Origin of the sequence: Streptomyces sp. NPDC058307, from assembly GCF_042880295.1 — a bacterium.
In the GTDB taxonomy this organism is placed as follows: domain Bacteria; phylum Actinomycetota; class Actinomycetes; order Streptomycetales; family Streptomycetaceae; genus Streptomyces.
Window position 1 is genome coordinate 19,513 of record NZ_JBHVYZ010000047.1, and the last position, 18,537, is coordinate 38,049.

Genomic DNA, 18,537 nt, shown 5'->3' on the forward strand with positions numbered 1-18,537 from the left:
CCCAGGAGGCACCCCGTATGAGCACCACCTCGCGCGGCATCGACGTGTCCGCGTACCAGGCCGCCCAGAACTGGACCGCGCTCAAGGCCGACGGCCTCACCTTCGCGTTCGCCAAGGCGAGCGAGGGACAGAAGACCCACGACCCCAAGTTCGCGACCCACATCAAGGGCATCAAGGCCGCCGGCCTGGTCGCTGGCGCGTATCACTTCGCGTGGCCGAACCAGTCGGCCGCCACCGAGGCCGCGAACTACATCGCCGCCGTGAAGGCGCACGCCGGTCCCAGCTTCCTGCACTGGCTCGACCTTGAGGCGTACAGCGACGGCCGCAACTACAAGGGGCGGACGGCCGCGCAGATCAAGGCGTACGCCTCGGCGTGGATCGCCGCGGTGAAGAAGGCGTTCCCCGGGCAGGTCGTCGGCATCTACACGTCCGCCTCGGACATCGCCGCCGGGCACGTCCCGTCGGGCGTGCCCCTGTGGTACCCGGCTTACCCGTGGGGAGCGGCGACCTACGCCCGAGCAGAGGCCGCGACCCGGCCCAAGCCGAGCGGGCGCACCGTGACGTTCTGGCAGTTCACATCGACCCCCGTCGACCGGAACATCGCGTACATGTCCCCCTCGGCTCTGCGCCAGTGGGCCCAGGGCGACACCGATGACAACGACGAGCCGGCGACGTACACCCCGCCGAAGTTCCCGGCCGGCCTCGCTCCCGGCAAGGCCAAGCCCTCGGCCCGCCCGCTTCAGAAGGCACTCAAGGCCACCGGGTTCATGTCCAAGAGCGTCACCGAGTCCGACAACTACGGGCCCAAGACGCAGGCCGCCGTGATCGCGTTCCACACCAAGCACCCGCAGTACCGCGCCGAGGGCGTCACCCGCGACCCGGCCATCGGCCCGAAGGGTTGGGCCGCGCTGCACCGCCTCGCCTACGGCAAGTAGACCCCCTCCCGCCCCGGCATCGCGCCCCGGGGCGGGCCCCCATACCCTCACCCCCAGAAACGAGGAACCCCTCATGAGCCCCGCCAACAAGCGCACCGTCCGCACCGTCATTCAGGGCGTCGTCATGTTCGCCATCGCCCTCCCCGCCATCGTGACCGCGTCCGGCATCCCCGAGTCCCTGCCGTGGGTCGCGGGCGCCCTCGCCGTCGCCGCCGGCGTCGCGCGAGTCATGGCCCTGCCCGCCGTCGAGCAGCTGCTCGACCGTGTCGGCCTCGGCCTGGTCAACGACGACCAGGGCGGTAGCGCGTGACTCAGCCGTCCCCGCCCGAGTCGGTCGCCGTCGAGTTGGAGAAGCTACGCGGCACCATGGCCGAAGGGTTCGCACGGGTCGACGGCTCCCTCGCGCTGCTCGTACAGCGCGGTGACCAGACCGACGGGCGCCTCGACGAACTCGAATCCCGTGTCGACAACCTCGAAACCCGCCGGTGGCCTCTCCCGAGCATCGGCGCCCTGATCGGCTTCGCCGGTCTCATCCTCGCCGCACTCGCCCAACTCAGATAGAGGAGAGCACACCTGGCACTGTACGACGCTACTCGTCGAAGTCGCCGTCTTCTTCGCCGTCTTCCGCGTCGCCCTTACCCGGCTTTCGACTCTTCGGAGTCTGGGTGGAGACCCCCTCAAACCGGTAGTAACGCCGAGCGCTCGGATACGTCGTGGGGCTGTCGTCGTACATGATCACCCAGCCGAGCAGAGCGCAGATCTGCCACTTGTCAGGCAGATGCTGTGCGACGAAACGAAACGCTTCGTCTACGGTCATGTTCCCTTCGGGAACAGTGACCATCAGCTCCTTGAAGGCAGCCGAGTGCTTGAAGCGGAAATTGAACGGTATGCCGCGCTTGATCTCCCACAGCACGTCATGGAGCGACTGGACACCGGGAGTCAGCCCCCTTACCTCGCGCGAGAGATCGATAGGGAACTCAAGATCGAAATGAGTGCTCTTGATCGTGGTTCGGTCGCGATTGCGGCCCGGATCGTTATTGCCGAATCCGCGATTATTCCAGACGATCTTTCCGGTTTTCAGATGCTCTTTGATGAGCATCTTTTCCGGAGAGACCGAGGAGAGATCCTCTTCCACGAACAGACACTTGAACGACATCTCATCAATGGAAATACCTTCTCGCCCGGACAGCTTGTAAAGGTGATTCCCCAGCCGCTCAGGGAGCGGCTCGTCAGCTTTTCCGACATAGGTGAGTTGGCGTTCCTTGCCGGGCTCTTGACGAAACAGCTGGTACACCCCGGACTTACTGGGAAGACCGAGCCTTTCGGCCTGGGCAACGAGGGCGTCGAGGTTCTCCTGAGTGAGGGGCGCGGGCTCCAACTCCTTCAGGGCGGCGTACAGCTGTGTACTCAGCGCCTCGGTGATGCTGAGCCGGAACTGATCGCTGTACCCGTCTGCCACCTGACACCCCGTCCCCTACGAAACTGCTGATCACGGGCACCCTACCTGGTGCAACTGGGGGACATGCGTACCAAGTTGCGGGATACGTCACCATGATCATAAACTCCGCGGTACGCTTCTCTCATGCCTGAGCTGCGAGAAGAACGCCAAGAGGTGGGGACCTGTGTCGAACTGTTCGCCGGCGGCGGGGGGCTCGCGATGGCTGTGCACGCTGCGGGCTTCCGCCCGCTCCTGGTGAATGAGTACGCCAAGCGGGCCTGCGAGACCTTGAGGAGCAACCCGCCGGACCCTAGTGAACCGACGAAGCGTTGGCCGCTCATCCCGGGCGACGTGCGTGACATCGACTTCACCGATGTCGTCACGGACGAAGTCGACGTCCTCGCCGGCGGGCCGCCCTGCCAGCCATTCAGCCTGGGCGGCGTGCACAAGGGCATGGAAGACGAGCGGAACATGTTCCCGCAAATGTTCCGTGCCATTCGCGAGATGAAACCCAAGGCGGTCATCTGCGAGAACGTGCGTGGCCTGCTTAGGCCGTCCTTCAGGCCCTACTTCAACTACATCTTGAACGAGATGCGTCTACCCTTCGTAGAGCGCGACAAGGACGCGACGTGGGAAGACCACAACGAAATCCTTGAGAAGCTGATCGCAAACGACTCGGTTGACCTGTCGGAGCGATACATGGTCAAGGAGATGGAGGTCAACGCGGCTGACTACGGGGTTCCGCAGATTCGGAACCGAGTGATCATCGTCGCGTTCCGCGCCGACCTCGGCATCGACTGGGGCGAGTTCATGCCCAAGGAGACGCACTCCGAGGAGTCGCTAATCCACTCCATGCGCGAGGGCGGACCCTACTGGACGGAGCGGCATAAGAAGGTGCCCGCTGACGTTCGCAAGCGCGTCATCGCCAACCTTCCGGAACTCGACTACGAGAACAAGAAGGTCAAGGAAAAGCTGAAGCTGGAGCCGTGGCGCACGCTGCGCGACGCTATCGCGGGGATCGACGAGAACGAGGGAAAGCCTCTTCCGTACGTTACGGAAGAGGCCGTCAAGGACAAGCTCCCAGTAGGCAGCGTCCCCGATCACATCGGATGGCCCGGCGCTCGCATGTACACCGGGCACACCCCGAACCTGCTCGACCGGCCCGCGAAGACCGTGAAGGCGGGTGTACATGGCGTGCCAGGTGGAGAATCCGTCATGCAGCTGGACAATCCCCACTTCGCCAACTTCGGGGGCGGGGACGGATACCGGTACATGACCGTGCGGGAGACCGCGCGCGTGATGACGTTCCCGGACCGTTGGGTCCTCGACGGACCACGGGGCGAGAAGATGCGGCAGTTGGGCAACGCCGTGCCCGTCAAGCTCGGAACAGCCTTCTCAACGGCGGTCGCCAACGCTCTCAAGTCGGTTGGGGCTCTGGGGGACCCGGAGAAGCGGAAGTGACTGAAGCCGCGAGCGATCGGCAGAGGCGTTGGAAGGATCGGATGCCTCCCGATCGTGCGTGGAAGCCGCGAGCGGGGATAAGCAGGGAGGCCCGAGCTTCTGAGCAGGACCGGGCCGCTGGCAGCCGCCTCGCGCGCGCGGTCGACCTCGGCGAGGGCCGGTACGCGCGTGCGTCCATCGCGCTGCGCCTGTACCGCAGTACCCGCCGCATCCGCGCCTACCTCCGGTGGTCGCAAGAGGGCGAGACACAGGAAAGGTACGTCGGCGAGGTAGACGCCGAGACTCGCGCCGCGAACCTGGCCCAGGCCTGGGAGATGGCTCATGCCGCCGGCTACGTGACCACGGAAACCGTTCCCTCCGACTCGTGGGCGTCCTCCGCTGCTTCCCGAGCGGTCATGTCCGCCAACAAGGGACGGGACACGAAGCCCGAGAAGCTGTTGCGCTCCGCGCTCCACAGACACGGACTGCGATACCGCGTGGGAACCCGACCACTCCCCGACCTGCGCCGGACAGCCGACGTGGTGTTCACCAAGGCCCGTGTCGCCGTCTTCGTCGATGGTTGCTATTGGCACGGCTGCCCTGAACACCACCGGCCCGCGAAGAAGGGCGCCACGTTCTGGCAAGAGAAGATCGCCGGGAACCGAGCACGTGACACCGAGACTAACGAGGCACTGAGCAACGCCGGTTGGCTTGTCATCCGCGTGTGGGAACACGAAGACCCGGAGCAAGCCGCGCGAGCAGTGGCCGAAGCAGTGAGGGCGAGGCAGGAGAGGAGCACGTAGTCAGAGCCGAGTCCGCTAGGCGGCTCGCCACAAGGTGTCCTCGTACGGCCGCGCTTGGCCGTACGAGGGCGTTTCCCGCGTTCCGTAACCAGTACGCCCTACTCTGCGACGCCGTACTCTCGAATCATGAGCGCCAACTTCGGTGAACGGCTCCGAGAGATCCGCAAGCGCCGGGGCATGAGCCAACGTGAGTTGGCGGAAATCTCGGGGGTCTCCCTCTCGCTTGTCCGCAAGTTGGAGCAGGGGGAGCGAGAAGACACCCGCCTTGAGACCGCGAGGCAACTCGCTACCGCGCTCAAAGTGCCCACCACGCAACTCATCGCGGAACACGCCGAGGCACCAGCCGATGACGCCACCGTTGACCGTTGGGCCCCCGTCCACGCAGCTCTCGCGGCTCCCGCCGAGCTTGACGCGCTTGGGGAGGCGCCCACCTTCGAAGGCGTACGAGACGCGCTCCAGGCGGCCGTGCCCCTTTTCTCGCATGACCGCTTCGTAGAACTCGGCGCGGCCCTCCCGCCTCTCCTGCGCGACGCCGAAACCCTCCTAGAGATCGACCCACGTGGCCGACCGCTACGCGCGCGCCTCCTCGAACTCACTGGGTGGCTGATGACCCAGACGCGGCAGTTTGACGCTGCGGAGTTGGCCCTCGCCCGGGCCCTGGATGACGCCACAGACCGCATTCAAGGTGCTGCCACGGTCAACACACAGTGCTGGCTTCTTCTCCGCAGGGGGAGACTCGCCGACGCACGCGAGTTGGCCGCGCAGTGGGCCGACGATGTCGAACCGCGTATGTCCCGAGCCACGCCCGCGGAACTGAGTACCTGGGGCTGGCTACTGCTACGTCTGTCAGCCGCCGCCATCCGTGACAACCGTCCCGGCGAAGCTGAGGACGCCCTACGCCTCGCTAACTCAGCCGCCGTGGCACTGGGCCGCGAGTGCACACCGGAAGACGACTTCCTGCGGACCTTTGGTCCCGTCACGGTGGCCCTGAAGCGTACGGAGAACGCCATGGTGGCCGGCCAGCCCGACAAGGTGCTCACCCTGGCGTCACGCATCCCCGCAGACAGCCTCAAGCCCAGCTCCAACAACCGAAACAGGCATCTGCTCGACGTCGCCAACGCCTACACACAGCAGCGGCAATACGCTGAGGCCGTTGACGTCTTGCAGAAGATCCGCGCTGGCTCTCCGCAATGGCTCCCGAATCAGCGTTACGCCCGCGACATCCTCGGCCGCATCGTGAGCAGAAGGCGCACGCTGACTCCCGACATGCGCGAGCTAGCGGACCTGGTGGCCTTGCCTGTGTGACCCTGTGTGGCACTTCCGTCTACCTCTCCGTAAAAGTGCCATCGACGCACGGTGACCGCAGCTCATAGCGTCCAGAGCATGGCTACCACGGAGAGACATCAGACGGCCGTGCCGCCCGAAAGCCTCGAACTCGGCACCCTCGCAAAAGACCTCGAACGCAACAAGGTCGGCGAAGTCATGGGGTACCTAGGGGCGGACCGCGTGCAGCTCCGCCCGATCAGCGGGGGAACTGAGTGGGACGCCTTCAAGGTCAGGCCACTGACGGCGCGTGAGAAATTGAGCCTGCATCTGGCTGCCCGCGACGAAGCGGCGAGGCACGAAACGTGAGCGCCCGCCACGCGTCCGGCTTACGGTGCCGCAGCTCCGATCCGATCGGGTTCGTCCTCAGCCTGCTGTGGGCCATCGGCACGGCTAGCGGTTTCGTCTGCCTCGGCATGCTCGCCGACAACCACCTCAACGAGCCGCTCGCCAACGGCCCGGCACTGACCACCCCCGACGCCGCACCAGAAGCGGCATAAGGCCCCCCGCCCGCCCGGATGCTTCCTGCTCCCCCCGGGCGGGCGGGGCTCCACCGCGGTCGAGGCCGCCACTGGGGCCGCCGTGGTGCGCACCACGTCCGAAGTGCCACCCAACACGAGGAGATACGCACCGTGACTACCGCAGAGAAGCGCACAACCGACGCGCGGACACTGATCAGCACGGAAATGCGAGAGATCTTGGTCGACAACATGCGGGCCAAGTTCCCGCAGCTGACCGAGGAGAAGGCAGACCGGGGCGTCGGCCAGATGCTGGCCTTTCTCGCGGCGTGCGACTACGCCGACAGGCCGCTCAGCCCCTCGCCGCTCGTCGATGACTTCTGGCACGCCTTCCTTCTCCACACCAAGGCGTACGCCGAGTTCTGCGAGCAGCGGTTCGGCCGGTTCCTGCACCACCAGCCCGGATTCCTCGACAAGGAGGAGCATGGCGGCGGCAAGGCTCTGCGCGCGCTGACCGTCGACTCGATCACCCTCGCCGGGTACGAGATCGACATGGAGTTCTGGCCCGAGCTGGACCTCGCCGACTGCTCGCAGTGCCACGCGAACTGCTCGGACAGCCCGAACCACCCGTAACAGCACTCTGTCGGGCCCCCGGCCTGTGCCACGCTGTGGCCAGGCCGGGGGCCCGACCCCGTTTCGCTCGACCGACGCAGGAGACCGCGGGTGGACCGCATCGAATGGCACGACCTACCAGCACCGACCCGGACCGCCGTCGAGCGACACACAGGCCCGGTCGGGAGGGCCGAGACCGCGCCGCACGGCGTCATGTCCCGGCTCGCCTGCACCCTCCACACACCAGCGGGCCGAGTGTTCGCCAAGGGCACCCGGCACGACGACCCACAGGCGTGGGTGTACCGCCACGAGGCGCGGGTCACTCGACGCGCACCCCTCGCGCCTGGCGTGTTGTGGGAGGTCGACGCTGGCGGGTGGCTGCTCTACGGATACGAGTACATCGACGGCCGACACCCAGACCTGACTCCCGGCTCTAACGACCTCGCCTCTCTGGTGCGCACCCTTACCGTGACGTCTCAGGCTCCCTGGCCAGAGGATCTGAACAAGAAGCCACTACACACACGATGGACTGAGTTCCTGCCCGAGGACGTACCGCCGGGGATGCAAGGCCGAGGGCTCGCCCATACGGACATGTCTCCGCACAACATGCTGATGGCCGGAGGCGGCGAGCTGCTGCTACTGGACTGGGCCCTTTCCTGCCCCGCCCCCGCGTGGGCAGACACCGCACTGACGGTGCCCCGACTAATCTCCGCCGGCCACACGCCCGAACAGGCCGAGAGCTTCGCCCAGCAGGTTCCCGCGTACCGCACGGCCGACCCCGCCACCGTCACCACGTTCGCGCGCACCGTCTACACCGCGTGGGAGAACTGGGAGCGTACGCGCCCCATGCCGCACAGGGCCGCCCTCACGTCGGCCGCGCAGACATGGGCCACATACCGCCAGAACGACCAGCAGACGGGCGCTCACGCTCTCCCCTGATCAACCCACGACCCCGGCACCATGACCACAGGTGCCGGGGTCGCTTGCTGCCGCTACCGCGTATCGCCCCAGTTCAGAGACCCATCGGGCCCCCGCATGTTTTGGGCACACTGTTCCACATGAGGGTCGCCACCCGCTCGTCCCCGGTGACCTGGAGGTCCTCGCGCAGGGCGTGCGCCAGCTGGGCGGCGCGGGCGCCGATCTCGGCGAAGGAGCGGCGGTGCGGCTCCGGCTCGCCGGTCCAGGTGGTCACCTGTGAGGTGCCGTGGATCGAGGACCCGTGGGTCAGGATCCTGGAGATCAGCAGCGGTACGTCCTGCATCGTGCTCAGCACGGCGTCCTCCCGGGGCGACATTGCCTACGCGGTAGTAAGGGTCGCGCCGATTCTGCGCACATACCGCGTGGTATGTCACTAGAGCCGGGCGATCGATCACGTCACGATGCCCTCACGACGGCCGAACGAGATGCCCTCACACGGCAACCGATCGTTCGTGCATGCCCTCACAACGGCCGAGCGTCACCGACGGTTCCCGGCCTCCCGAGGGCCTGTCGGGCGATCATGCCGGTGTCGCCGGGGGCTTGGCAGGCACTCGCCCAGCGCGGCATCCCCGACCCTGTTGTCGTCACTCGCCGACTCCCCATGGCGGGTTGACGAGGCGCCGTTGCCTGAAGCCGGCCTGGTCCATTGCCGCCGTTGCCTGAAGCCGGCCTGGTCCATTGCCGTCGTTGCCTGAAGCCGGCCTGGATCCATTGCCGTCACCGTTGCCTGAAGCCGACCTGATCCGCCGGCCAGGCCTCAGCGGGCGACCACCAGCTCCGGGTCCTCGCGGAGCTTGCCCAGCGCCCGCGACACCGCCGACTTCACCGTCCCGACGGAGACTCCGAGCACCTCGGCCGTCTGCACCTCGCTGAGGTCCTCGTAGTACCTGAGGACGACCATCGCCCGCTGCCGCGCCGGCAGCTTCATGATCGCCCGCCACATCGCGTCGTGCAGCGCCTGCTGCTCGGCGGCGTCGTCGTCACCGGGCACGGGGTCGGGCTCGGGGATCTCGTCGGTCGCGAACTCGTCGACCTTGCGCTTGCGCCACTGCGAGGTGCGCGTGTTCAGCAGGGCGCGGCGCACATAGCCGTCGAGGGCGCGGTGGTCCTCGATGCGCTCCCAGGCGACATAGGTCTTGGTCAGGGCGGTCTGCAGCAGGTCCTCCGCGTCGCTCGGGTTCGCGGTGAGCGAGCGGGCGGTACGCAGCAGCACCGGCTGGCGGGCCTTCACGTACGAGGCGAACGACGGGTACGCGAGGGTCTGCGTCGCCGGTACGGCGGCCTTCGAAGCACTGGTGCAGACGGGTGTGGTCATGACTCCACGCTAGATTCGCGACCGCCCCTCGCTCATCGGCCACAGGTCCCGATGAAGACTCCCCCTCAGGTTGTAGAGGTGGTGCTGACTGCACCTCCTGAAGGTGGACGAGGGGAGCGCATCTACTGCGGGATTACCCCTGGGGGCTACCCGTCGTCCCCCGTGAGCACCAGCCCGGACGTGGGCACCCCCGTCCCCGCCGTCACCAGCGTGCGCTCGGCCCCGGGTATCTGGTTCACGGCCGTCCCCCGCACCTGCCGTACGGCTTCCGCGATGCCGTTCATGCCGTGGAGGTAGGCCTCGCCCAGCTGGCCGCCGTGGGTGTTGAGGGGGAGCGCGGCCCGGCGTACAAACTCCGCGGCCTCGCCCCGGGCGCAGAAGCCGAACTCCTCCAGCTGCATCAGGACGAACGGGGTGAAGTGGTCGTACAGGATCGCCACGTCGATGTCCTGGGGGGTCAGGCCGGAGGTGCGCCACAGCTGGCGGGCGACGACGTTCATCTCGGGCAGGCCGGTGAGGTCGTCGCGGTAGTAGCTGGTCATCTGTTCCTGGGCGCGGCCCGCGCCCTGGGCGGCGGCCGTGATGACGGCGGGCCGGTGGGGGAGGTCACGCGCGCGTGCCAGGGACGTGACGACGATCGCCTGGCCGCCGTCGGTCTCCTGGCAGCAGTCCAGGAGCCTGAGCGGCTCGACGATCCAGCGGGAGGCCGCGTGGTCGGCGAGGGTGATGGGGCGGCCGTGGAACCAGGCGGCCGGATTGGTGGCCGCGTACGCGCGGCCGGTCACCGCCACCTCGCCGAAGGCCTCCGGACCGAGGCCATGGGTGTGCAGATAGCGCTGGGCCGCCATCGCCACCCAGGAGGCCGGGGTGAGCAGGCCGAAGGGGAGGGACCAGCCGAGGGCGGCTCCCTCGGCGGAGGGTTCGCGGTGCTGGACGCCGGAGCCGAAGCGGCGGCCGGAGCGTTCGTTGAAGGCGCGGTAGCAGACGACCACCTCGGCCACGCCCGCCGCGATCGCGAGCGCCGCCTGCTGGACGGTCGCGCAGGCCGCGCCGCCGCCGTAGTGGACGCGGGAGAAGAAGGACAGCTCGCCGATCCCGCAGGCCTGGGCGACGGTGATCTCCGGGCTGGTGTCCATGGTGAAGGTGACCAGGCCGTCCACGTCGGCCGCCGTGAGGCCCGCGTCGTCGAGCGCCGCGCGGACCGCCTCGGCGGCCAGGCGCAGTTCGCTGCGGCCGGAGTCCTTGGAGAACTCGGTGGCCCCGATGCCGACGATCGCGGCCCGGCCGCCGAGCCGGTCACGCGCGCGTGTGCTCATTCGGCGTCCCTGATCGAGCAGGTGACCGTCCCGGTCACGTGATTGCCGATGCCGTTGGTCCCCACGATCCGGACGGTGACGGTGGCGCCTTCGACGCTCTCCACCGTCCCGGTCAGCACCATGGTGTCCCCCGGGTAGTTGGGCGCTCCCAGCCGGATGGCGACCTTTCTGAGCACCGTCCGGGGTCCGAAGTGGTCGGTGATGTAGCGCCCCACCAGGCCGTTCGTCGTCAGGATGTTCATGAAGACGTCCGGGGAGCCCTTCTGCCGGGCCAGTTCCGGGTCGTGGTGCACGTCCTGGTAGTCCCGGGAGGCGATCGCGCCCGCGACGATCAGCGTGCGGGTGACCGGGATCTCGAGGGGTGGCAGCTCGTCGCCCGCTCTCATACGGCGGCCTCCTCGGCGGCGCGGAAGACGGGCAGGGTGAGATCACCGTCGTACGACTGGAAGGCGAGCCGCACCGGCATCCCGATCCGCACCTTGTCGTACGGCGTCCCGACCACGTTGCTGATCATCCGCACGCCCTCGGCGAGTTCGACGAGTACGACGGCGTAGGGAGGGTCGAAGGCCGGGAAGGGCGGGTGGTGCATGACGACGTACGAGTAGACGGTCCCCTCTCCGCTCGCCTCGACGGTGTCCCAGTCGGGGCCGCCGCAGTGGGCGCAGCCCGGCAGCCACGGGAAGCGGAGGGCGGCGCAGGCGGTGCAGCGCTGGATGAGGAGCCTGCGCTGTTCGACGCCCTCCCAGAAGCCGGCGTTGTCGCGGTTGACGACGGGGCGGGGGCGCCGGGGCCGGGGAGGGGGCTTCTTCCCTTGTACGGGCGCGTACTTGAGGATGCGGAAGCGGTGGGTACCTACGAGGGTCCCGCCCACGCGGACGTCGGTACGGGTCGTGACGAAGTGACCGGTGCCGAGTTTGGTGGTCTTGCGGTCGGAGACCGACTCGATGACCGTGTCGAACGTGATCTCGTCGCCCGGGCGCAGCGGCTGGAGGTACTCCTGCTCGCAGTCGGTCGCGACGACCGAGGTGCAGCCCGAGGCGTCGAGGAGCGCGAGGAGTTCGTCGTACGAAGACGATCTGCCCGTGTGGCCGGACAGACCGCCCATCGTCCAGGCCTGGAGCATGGTGGGCGGGGCGATGGCGTCGGGGCCGGTGTAGGCCGGGTGGGAGTCGCCGAGGGCTTCGCACCAGTGGCGGATCATGGGGAGGTTGACGGGATCCTTGCCGGTGGCGGAGACGGCGGCGGGGCGTCCTTCGTAGGACTTGAGGCGGGTCAGCGAGTTGTCCGCCTGGGGGTGGGTCTGGGGCTGTGGGCGGGGCTGTGGGCGGGGCTGGGGCCGGGGCGTCTGGTGGTCCGGATCGTCCCCCATGACGGCAACCTCCTTGTCCGCAAGATTTCCTGACTGTCCGTCAGATGCGGTGCGGTGTCAAGGCTGTCGCCGCGCATGCGGACACGCCTGCGGTGCGGTGTCAAGGCTGTCGCCGCGCATGCGGACACGCCTGCGGTGCGGTGTCAAGGCTGTCGCCGCGCATGCGGACACGCCTGCGCGGCGGCGCCTGAAGCACCGCCGCGCGGACGTGTCCCACCCCATGAAGCCCACCCGTGAATCCCACCCCGTGAATCCCCCCGTCGCGGGCCTGTCAGCCCTCGCGGATCACCACCACAGCGGGGTGAAGTTGACGGACGTGTTGCTGTTCCCCTGGTTGACGGCCGTGAACGCGGAGCCGTTGACCTGGGCCGTGTTGCTCTGGTTCGACGCCCCCGACCCGACGGCGCTCTGCTGTGTCGTGGACGAGTTGCCCTTGTTGTCGTGTCCGACGCCGCTGCCCACGATGCTCGCGACCCCCGCGTTCGATCCGTCGTCCGCGAAGCCGCCGTTGCCCGCCGCCGCGACGCCGGTGAAGAGTGCGGCGGCGAGCGGGAGGGCGGAGACGGCGGCGATGACGCGGGCGGTACGGATGCTTGCCATGGTGTTTCCTCCAGAACCCGGCCTGTGGCCGGTAGTACGTCAAGTGAGGCTGTTTCCAGGGCGGTTGGCCGACCACCCCGGTGTTGTGCACGACGTCGCGAGTCCAGAGTTGCCCACCGAATCCCCGGCGAACCAGAGCGGAAGCCGTTATTCCCCCTGAAGCGTGAGGACAAGTCGATAAACCCCTTTCGCGACTTCAGCTGACAATCTCGGACGATACCGACCGTAGATGGCCAAGCAGGACAACAGAGGAAGCGTTCCTGCACTTTTCCAGCCAATCCCCGGACCTCGGCGCGTCAAGCCCACCACCCCTTCCCTTTTTCGAACATGCGTACGAACATGGAGTCATGGCCACCACAGACCGGCAGGCCACGACGCTGGCCCTCGCCCACGCCCTGTCCGCCGCCGAGCGCGGGCTGGCCGTCATCCCCCTGTCCCGCACCAAACTCCCGGCCCTGCGCTCCCCCCACCGCGACGTGAACGTCCTGACGCCCCCTTGCCACGGCGAGTGCGGCGCGTTCGGCCACGGGGTCTACGACGCCTCGACCGACCCCGTCCGCATCCGCGAACTCTTCGCGGCGGCCCCCTGGGCCACGGGCTACGGCATCGCGTGCGGCCTGCCACCCCACCATCTGATCGGCGTCGACCTGGACACCAAGTCCGACACGGACTCCTCGGCGGCCCTGCGCGAACTGGCCCTGCGCCATCTCTTCACGATCCCCGACACGGTGGTCGTCCTGACCCCGAGCGGCGGCCGCCACCTCTGGCTGACCGGCCCGCCCGACACCGCCGTCCCCAACTCGGCCGGCCGCCTGGCCCCCGGCATCGACATCAGGGGCGCCGGCGGCTACCTCGTCGGCCCCGGCTCCCGCACCGACCACGGCACCTACACAACCGCCCCGGGCACCGCCCACCTCGCCCCCGCGGCCTGCCCACCGGCCCTGCTCCGGCTGCTCCTGCCCCCACCACGCCCCATCCACCCCGCGACCCATCCCTCGGCCGGCGACCGGGGCCAGGGTCTGGTCCAGTTCGTCCTCGCCGCCCACGAGGGCCAGCGCAACACCCGCCTGTTCTGGGCCGCCTGCCGCGCCTACGAGAACGGCATCGGCCCGGCGCTGGTCGCGCCCCTGGTGGACGCGGCCCTGAACACGGGACTCACGGAACGCGAGGCACGGGCGACGATCGCGTCGGCGGCACGGATGACGGCCCACCGGCCGTGACGGACGGACGGCTGCGGGATCCCGGCGGCGCGGATGGTCGCTCGGCTCCCCCGTTCCCGGACATCGCGGAACCCCCGCCACGAGTGACCCGGCAGCCCGGCGCACTCTGCGTCCCCCGGACGCGCCCCGCTCCCGCTACTCGACCGGCCGCCACCGCGGCCGGTGTTCGATCAACCACTTCGACGCGAACGCCACCGCCGGAGCCAGGTCGAACAGGCGGCAGTCGGCCGCGCCCACCCGGCCCCGGGTCACCGGACGTTCGGGCAGAGACTCGTAGGCGTCGCCCAGCGCCGGGAAGTCCGAGGAGTCGAAGTCCACGTCACGGTAGCGATGCCAGCGCCGTCCCGAACCGTCGGCGACCGCACAGCCGTAGTCGCGGCTGCCCTGGCCCGGCACGCGGTACTCGGCCAGGTGGAAGGCCGTACAGACCGAGTAGCCGACGCCCAGGAGCAGAACGCGGGCGTTCAGTTCCTCCAGTCGGGCGAGAGGGGACTCCTCACCCAGATGGCAGTTCAGGGCGTGGCCCGCGGTGATCCCCGCGGCGGCCGGCCCCAGGGCCGCGAACGAACTCTGCGGGTGGGTACTGCGCAGCGCGCCGGGCCGGGTGCGGACCTCCTCGGGCAGGACGCCGACGCCGAAGCTCGGGGTCCGTCCCGGATCGAACGCGGGCAGGGCGGCCCGCAGCCGCGGCCACTGCGAGGGCGGCACCGCGCAGCCGCGTGTGACCGGCCAGCGGGACGGGTCGGAGTTGTCGGGGGTCTGGGTGTAGACGACGAGCGTGCCGTCCGCACCGAGCACGTCCAGGAGCGAGTCGGCGACCGCCCCGACACCGCCGCGCACCCGCCCGACGGCTCTCAGGGACGCGTGCACCAGCATGGTGTCGCCGGGCCGGATGCCCAAGGCCCGTAGCTGGAAGGCGAGTTCCTCGGGACCGAGGGAGCCGGAGGCGCCGGCAGGAGGGGCGGCACGGACGGTCACCGCAGCGCTCCCTCGAAGACGTCGGCGGCTCTGTACGGGTCGACGCCCGAGACGCCGGTGACGCCCGAGACGCCCGAGACGCCCGAGACGCCCGGGACGCCCGGGACGCCGGTGACCGTGCGCAGCCGCTCGTGCGACGCGTCGGTGATCCGGCGCAGTTCCTCGGGCGGCAGCGCGGTCCACAGCAGCCGCAGGTCATGGCGGGCGGCGGAGGCCAGGGTTCTGCCCTGCGGACTCCTGCCGTCCCGGAACTCGCGCAGTCCGATGTCCCCGCCCCTGGCCATGGTGTACGGCGGTACCGAGTGCCGGGACAGCACCAGCGCCCCGGGACCGGCGCCCTCCCCGGGCCCGAACAGGCGTCGTACGTCGTGGAAGTGGCGCTCCTGCAGACTTCCGATGTCGATCACCGTGGCGTTCTCCGGGACGGGGTTGCCCTGCTGCAGAGCGAGCGGGACCGTCCCCCGGTCGTGCACCAGGACATGGGCGGCCGAGTACCGAAGCGTCTGCTCGTCGGCGGTGGCTCCGCCCTTGCCGCTGAGCCGCTCCAGGACGTGCGCGCGCCGGGCCGGGGTCAGCGTCCGTACCAGGCCGTCCAGCGCGGCGCCGACATCGGCCGACGCGAGCGTGACGTACACCCCGAAACCGCCCGGCACCAGGGACGACAACAGGCGGCCGAGGCAACGGGCCAGCAGGGCCGTCTCCTCGGCCACGGCGGGCCCCGACAGGCCGTTGACCCAGCAGCCGAGGGCACCGGCCAGCACGATCTGGAGATGGGGGGCGCGGTGGCCGGCCTCGGTCAGCCGGGACGCCATGCGCACCGCCGGGAGGACATAGCTGAGTGCCCGGAGCGGCATCGTGGTGCTGGCGCCGTACACGACCCGCAGCACCAGCGGGGCACGGACGGCCTCGCCGACGGCCCGCAGCAGGGGAGCGGCGCCGTGGCGGGGCAGGCCCTGGATGTAACCCGAGCGTCTGGCCTCGGCGCCGATGACGGCGTTCAGCAGGCGGGGGCGCAGCCGGTTGACCTCTCCGGTCTCCTGAGCGTCCGTGCACGGCCGGAGGGTGTCCAGGAGGCCGCGGACGTCTGCGTCGGTCAGGAGATGGGGTTCCTTGCCGGATCCCAGGACAGGCACCCCCCGCATGATGGCAGTGAGCAGATTCGCCTGCTTCTTCCCCAGGGGCTGCGCCCCGGCGGACACAATGGGCATTGTACCTGACAATTCGCCAATAAAGCCTGAATGGTTACGAGTCGATGGCCTGGATTGTGCCACGCCCGGTCGGTGGGCTCGTGCGAAACTGGAAACGAGGTACGCAAGCCACATACGGGGGATGAGATGGTGCCCGTGTACCGCTATGCCGTCAGTTATGCGCACGGCAGGGACGAGGCCTGGGTCGCGAGATTCCTTGACGAGCTGAGACGGCGTCTGGACACCGGGAGCGGGCCGCGGTTCCAGCGTCTCGCCCCACCGGCCGGTCCGCCCGGGGGACGGGAAGAGGGTTCGTACGGCGTCAGGTCGGCGGAGATCGTGCTGGCCCTGTGCAGTCCGGCGTACTTCGACGAGGGGCCGGCCCAGCGGGACTGGGCGGTGCTGGCGATGCGCCGGAGCCTGGGGCAGGCCCGGACCGGTGTCTCCCCGCAGCCGGTCCTGCCGCTGATCTGGGAGCCGGTCGACCGGCGTCTTCCGGGACCGATCGCGACGGCCGACACCCTCTCCGCGGGCCTGCCGGCCGAGTACCGCTCGCTGGGGCTGGCCCTGATGACCATGCAGGCCACGCGGTACCGGGCGGTGCTGGACCGGGCGCTCGACGGGATCGTGGCCCGTATGACCGAGATGGCCACGGCCGGTGCCCCGGCACCCGAGCTGGACGACCGGTTCGCCGGGGAGGCACCCGACGCGCTGTCGGCGGACGACGCGGCCTTCACCGAGCGGTTCCGCGAGGAGATGGCCCCCGTTCTGCCCGCCCTGCCGGTCGCCCGCGTCCTGAGCGCCCGCGGTGCCACGGATGCCGGGAATGCCGGGAGTGACGGGAACGGGGAGCCGGATGAGAGCGTCCCGCAACCGGACCAGGTCCTGGCTGCCGAGCTGCTGCCGGAGCTGGGACGGCGGATCCTCCTCGTCGGCCCTTCGGGAGCCGGCCACAGCACCGAGCTCGCACGGCTCGCCGACCGGGCGCTGGACGACACGTCGCCTGGGCGGGGCGGTGGTGAGCCGGGCGGTGCGGGCCGCAGGCCCTGGGGGTGCCGGATACCGTTCGTACTGTCGGCGCGGTCGGGGGGACTGCCCCGGCTGGACGGGATGGTACCGACGCTCGCCCCGTCGGCGGCTCCGCGGGAACCGGCCGGCTGGGCCGCCCGCCAACTGCGGGCAGGACGGGCGTTCCTGGCCGTAGACGACCTGGACGGGTTGCCCGCGGGCCACCGCGCCGCCGTGTGGGAGTGGCTCCTGCGTCTGCTGGAGACCCACCCACAAGCGCCCTGCGTCATCGCCACGAACGGTACCGGCGTGCCGTGGTCCCGACTCGGGGACTTCCGGATCGCCGGCCTCAGGCCCCTGTCCCCGGACGACGTCCGCACCTTCCTGGACTCCCGTGCGGTGGCCGCCCCCGGAGGCCGGCAGGCCCTCGGCGTGCTGCTGCGGCAGTTCGACACCGATCCACTGCTCGTCGGCGTCGCCGGCCGCCCCGCCGCCGCGGCGGCGCTGCTGCGGGCGGCGGCCGCGGGTCTGCCGGCCCCGGTGCCCAGGTACCGGCTGCTGCGGGCCGCCGTCTCGGCGGTGTGGCGCCGGGCGCGGGAGGAGACGACCGGACCGCCCGCCCCTCGGGTGCCCGGCCTCGCCGCGAACCAGGTTCCCGACAGCGTCCTGCGGGCGGCCTCCGGCCGGCTGGCCGTCGCCGCCCTCGCGCTGGACAGCTCCCGCATACCCCTGCGGACCGCGCTGAGCGCGCTGCGGACGCCCGGTGCCTTCGACACCGCCTCGCCCGAGCGGCTGCTGGCCGCACTCGCGGACCGCGCCGGCGTGGTGTTCCGTCCCGGACCCGACACCGTGGCCTTCCCGGGCCCCGAGGTCAGAACCTTCCTGGCGGCCCACCATCTGGCGCACACGCCCGGCACGGACACCGACCAGTTGCCCGGCCACCGACCGTCGGCCGAACTCGTCGAGCTGCTGGCCCAGTTGCGGGCCGCGGAAGCCGGCACCGGCGCCGCGCGCAGCGTCCTGGCGAGGTCGGCGGACCGCCCGCGACGGCTGTCGGCCGGCCAACCGCCGCCGCCTCCTGCCGTACTGCGCGCGGTCGTACGGTCCTCCGCCGAGGTGCACGCCCTGCTCCGGACCGGTACCGCCGTACCCGAACTGCGCTGCTCGGGCCCGGTGGACGGGCTGGCCGACACGCTGCCGCGGCTGCCCGGGCTGCGCTCGCTGTCCCTCGCGGACGACCCCTCCCTCCTTGCCCTGCCCGAGCTGGCCGGATGCCGGTCGCTGAGGTCGGTGCGGGTGCTGCGCTGCCCCAACCTGAGGGATCTGACGACGCTGGAGTCCTCGACTGTCATGTTCCTCGACATCGACCCGTGGCCGTACCTGCCCGTACCGGAGGCACTGCGCCGGGCGCCCTGGCTGAGCCGGGTGGACCTGGTGACCGGCGGCCGCGGGCCCGGCCCGGCTGCCGCGCCGCCACCCGCCGGCACCCTGTTCCCGGAAATCCGCGTACGGCGTCGGCTCCACAGCTGACAACTCCACGGCCGGCGGCCCCGGTTC

20 protein-coding genes and 1 pseudogene are annotated in these 18,537 nt (G+C 69.8%); 12 read left to right on the forward strand and 9 right to left on the reverse strand.

The window, feature by feature from the left end:
- Positions 1 to 17: 17 nt before the first annotated feature.
- The 3 genes from ACFVYN_RS28860 to ACFVYN_RS28870 all read left to right on the forward strand — a co-directional run bounded on the left by ACFVYN_RS28860 (position 18) and on the right by ACFVYN_RS28870 (position 1,496).
- Positions 18 to 935, forward strand: a complete 918-nt coding sequence (locus ACFVYN_RS28860) for a GH25 family lysozyme (protein WP_390003479.1) — start codon at positions 18 to 20, stop codon at positions 933 to 935.
- A gap of 73 nt (positions 936 to 1,008) precedes the next feature.
- The gene (locus tag ACFVYN_RS28865; RefSeq protein WP_390003482.1) at positions 1,009 to 1,245 is read left to right on the forward strand and encodes a hypothetical protein; all 237 of its coding nucleotides are present in this window, start codon (positions 1,009 to 1,011) and stop codon (positions 1,243 to 1,245) included.
- On the forward strand, positions 1,242 to 1,496 hold the full coding sequence (locus tag ACFVYN_RS28870; protein WP_390003485.1) for a hypothetical protein: 255 nt from the start codon (positions 1,242 to 1,244) through the stop codon (positions 1,494 to 1,496). The genes ACFVYN_RS28865 and ACFVYN_RS28870 overlap by 4 nt, the downstream gene beginning before the upstream one ends.
- Before the next feature lie 28 nt (positions 1,497 to 1,524).
- Here ACFVYN_RS28870 and ACFVYN_RS28875 read toward each other — a convergent pair whose 3' ends face one another.
- Positions 1,525 to 2,394: a GIY-YIG nuclease family protein gene (locus ACFVYN_RS28875; RefSeq protein WP_390003487.1), complete on the reverse strand. Its 870-nt coding sequence runs from the start codon at positions 2,392 to 2,394 to the stop codon at positions 1,525 to 1,527.
- Between the two features lie 123 nt (positions 2,395 to 2,517).
- Here ACFVYN_RS28875 and ACFVYN_RS28880 point away from each other — a divergent pair, with 123 nt between their 5' ends.
- The 7 genes from ACFVYN_RS28880 to ACFVYN_RS28910 all read left to right on the forward strand — a co-directional run bounded on the left by ACFVYN_RS28880 (position 2,518) and on the right by ACFVYN_RS28910 (position 7,948).
- Entirely contained in the window at positions 2,518 to 3,834 is a 1,317-nt protein-coding gene (locus tag ACFVYN_RS28880; protein WP_390003490.1) for a DNA cytosine methyltransferase, read from the forward strand.
- Positions 3,831 to 4,616 carry a very short patch repair endonuclease gene (locus tag ACFVYN_RS28885; protein ID WP_390003493.1) on the forward strand — a complete coding sequence of 262 codons (786 nt, stop codon included), beginning with the start codon at positions 3,831 to 3,833 and terminating at the stop codon, positions 4,614 to 4,616. The genes ACFVYN_RS28880 and ACFVYN_RS28885 overlap by 4 nt, the downstream gene beginning before the upstream one ends.
- Positions 4,617 to 4,742: 126 nt before the next feature.
- Complete coding sequence (locus ACFVYN_RS28890) at positions 4,743 to 5,921, forward strand: helix-turn-helix domain-containing protein (protein WP_390003496.1); 1,179 nt, start codon at positions 4,743 to 4,745, stop codon at positions 5,919 to 5,921.
- 78 nt (positions 5,922 to 5,999) lie between these two features.
- The gene (locus ACFVYN_RS28895; RefSeq protein WP_390003499.1) at positions 6,000 to 6,248 is read left to right on the forward strand and encodes a hypothetical protein; all 249 of its coding nucleotides are present in this window, start codon (positions 6,000 to 6,002) and stop codon (positions 6,246 to 6,248) included.
- A complete protein-coding gene (locus ACFVYN_RS28900) occupies positions 6,245 to 6,439 on the forward strand; it encodes a hypothetical protein (RefSeq protein WP_390003502.1) in 195 nt (64 codons plus the stop codon). The genes ACFVYN_RS28895 and ACFVYN_RS28900 overlap by 4 nt, the downstream gene beginning before the upstream one ends.
- A 132-nt stretch (positions 6,440 to 6,571) precedes the next feature.
- Positions 6,572 to 7,030 (forward strand): glycine-rich domain-containing protein, encoded by a 459-nt coding sequence (locus ACFVYN_RS28905; protein WP_390003504.1) that lies wholly within the window; start codon positions 6,572 to 6,574, stop codon positions 7,028 to 7,030.
- Between the two features lie 192 nt (positions 7,031 to 7,222).
- On the forward strand, positions 7,223 to 7,948 hold the full coding sequence (locus ACFVYN_RS28910) for a phosphotransferase (RefSeq protein WP_390003581.1): 726 nt from the start codon (positions 7,223 to 7,225) through the stop codon (positions 7,946 to 7,948).
- 109 nt (positions 7,949 to 8,057) lie between these two features.
- Here ACFVYN_RS28910 and ACFVYN_RS28915 read toward each other — a convergent pair.
- The 6 genes and pseudogenes from ACFVYN_RS28915 to ACFVYN_RS28940 all read right to left on the reverse strand — a co-directional run.
- Positions 8,058 to 8,303, reverse strand: a pseudogene (locus ACFVYN_RS28915) (fatty acid--CoA ligase); the annotation flags it as partial.
- Positions 8,304 to 8,744: 441 nt separating this feature from the next.
- Positions 8,745 to 9,302 carry a SigE family RNA polymerase sigma factor gene (locus tag ACFVYN_RS28920; RefSeq protein ID WP_390003507.1) on the reverse strand — a complete coding sequence of 186 codons (558 nt, stop codon included), beginning with the start codon at positions 9,300 to 9,302 and terminating at the stop codon, positions 8,745 to 8,747.
- 146 nt (positions 9,303 to 9,448) lie between these two features.
- Positions 9,449 to 10,618, reverse strand: a complete 1,170-nt coding sequence (locus ACFVYN_RS28925; protein ID WP_390003509.1) for a lipid-transfer protein — start codon at positions 10,616 to 10,618, stop codon at positions 9,449 to 9,451.
- Positions 10,615 to 11,004: a MaoC family dehydratase gene (locus ACFVYN_RS28930; RefSeq protein WP_390003512.1), complete on the reverse strand. Its 390-nt coding sequence runs from the start codon at positions 11,002 to 11,004 to the stop codon at positions 10,615 to 10,617. Before ACFVYN_RS28930 ends, ACFVYN_RS28925 begins: the two co-directional genes overlap by 4 nt.
- Positions 11,001 to 11,987 carry a bifunctional MaoC family dehydratase N-terminal/OB-fold nucleic acid binding domain-containing protein gene (locus tag ACFVYN_RS28935; protein ID WP_390003515.1) on the reverse strand — a complete coding sequence of 329 codons (987 nt, stop codon included), beginning with the start codon at positions 11,985 to 11,987 and terminating at the stop codon, positions 11,001 to 11,003. Before ACFVYN_RS28935 ends, ACFVYN_RS28930 begins: the two co-directional genes overlap by 4 nt.
- A 285-nt stretch (positions 11,988 to 12,272) precedes the next feature.
- Positions 12,273 to 12,587 (reverse strand): hypothetical protein, encoded by a 315-nt coding sequence (locus ACFVYN_RS28940; protein ID WP_390003518.1) that lies wholly within the window; start codon positions 12,585 to 12,587, stop codon positions 12,273 to 12,275.
- Positions 12,588 to 12,934: 347 nt separating this feature from the next.
- Here ACFVYN_RS28940 and ACFVYN_RS28945 point away from each other — a divergent pair, with 347 nt between their 5' ends.
- Positions 12,935 to 13,807 (forward strand): bifunctional DNA primase/polymerase, encoded by an 873-nt coding sequence (locus ACFVYN_RS28945; protein ID WP_390003521.1) that lies wholly within the window; start codon positions 12,935 to 12,937, stop codon positions 13,805 to 13,807.
- 135 nt (positions 13,808 to 13,942) lie between these two features.
- Here the strand turns inward: ACFVYN_RS28945 and ACFVYN_RS28950 are convergent, their stop codons facing one another.
- Together ACFVYN_RS28950 and ACFVYN_RS28955 are read right to left on the reverse strand one after the other, a co-directional pair.
- Entirely contained in the window at positions 13,943 to 14,785 is an 843-nt protein-coding gene (locus ACFVYN_RS28950; protein ID WP_390003524.1) for an aminoglycoside N(3)-acetyltransferase, read from the reverse strand.
- A complete protein-coding gene (locus ACFVYN_RS28955) occupies positions 14,782 to 15,927 on the reverse strand; it encodes a hypothetical protein (protein ID WP_390003584.1) in 1,146 nt (381 codons plus the stop codon). The genes ACFVYN_RS28950 and ACFVYN_RS28955 overlap by 4 nt, the downstream gene beginning before the upstream one ends.
- A gap of 192 nt (positions 15,928 to 16,119) precedes the next feature.
- Here ACFVYN_RS28955 and ACFVYN_RS28960 point away from each other — a divergent pair, with 192 nt between their 5' ends.
- Positions 16,120 to 18,510 (forward strand): large ATP-binding protein, encoded by a 2,391-nt coding sequence (locus tag ACFVYN_RS28960; RefSeq protein WP_390003527.1) that lies wholly within the window; start codon positions 16,120 to 16,122, stop codon positions 18,508 to 18,510.
- Positions 18,511 to 18,537 lie beyond the last annotated feature (27 nt).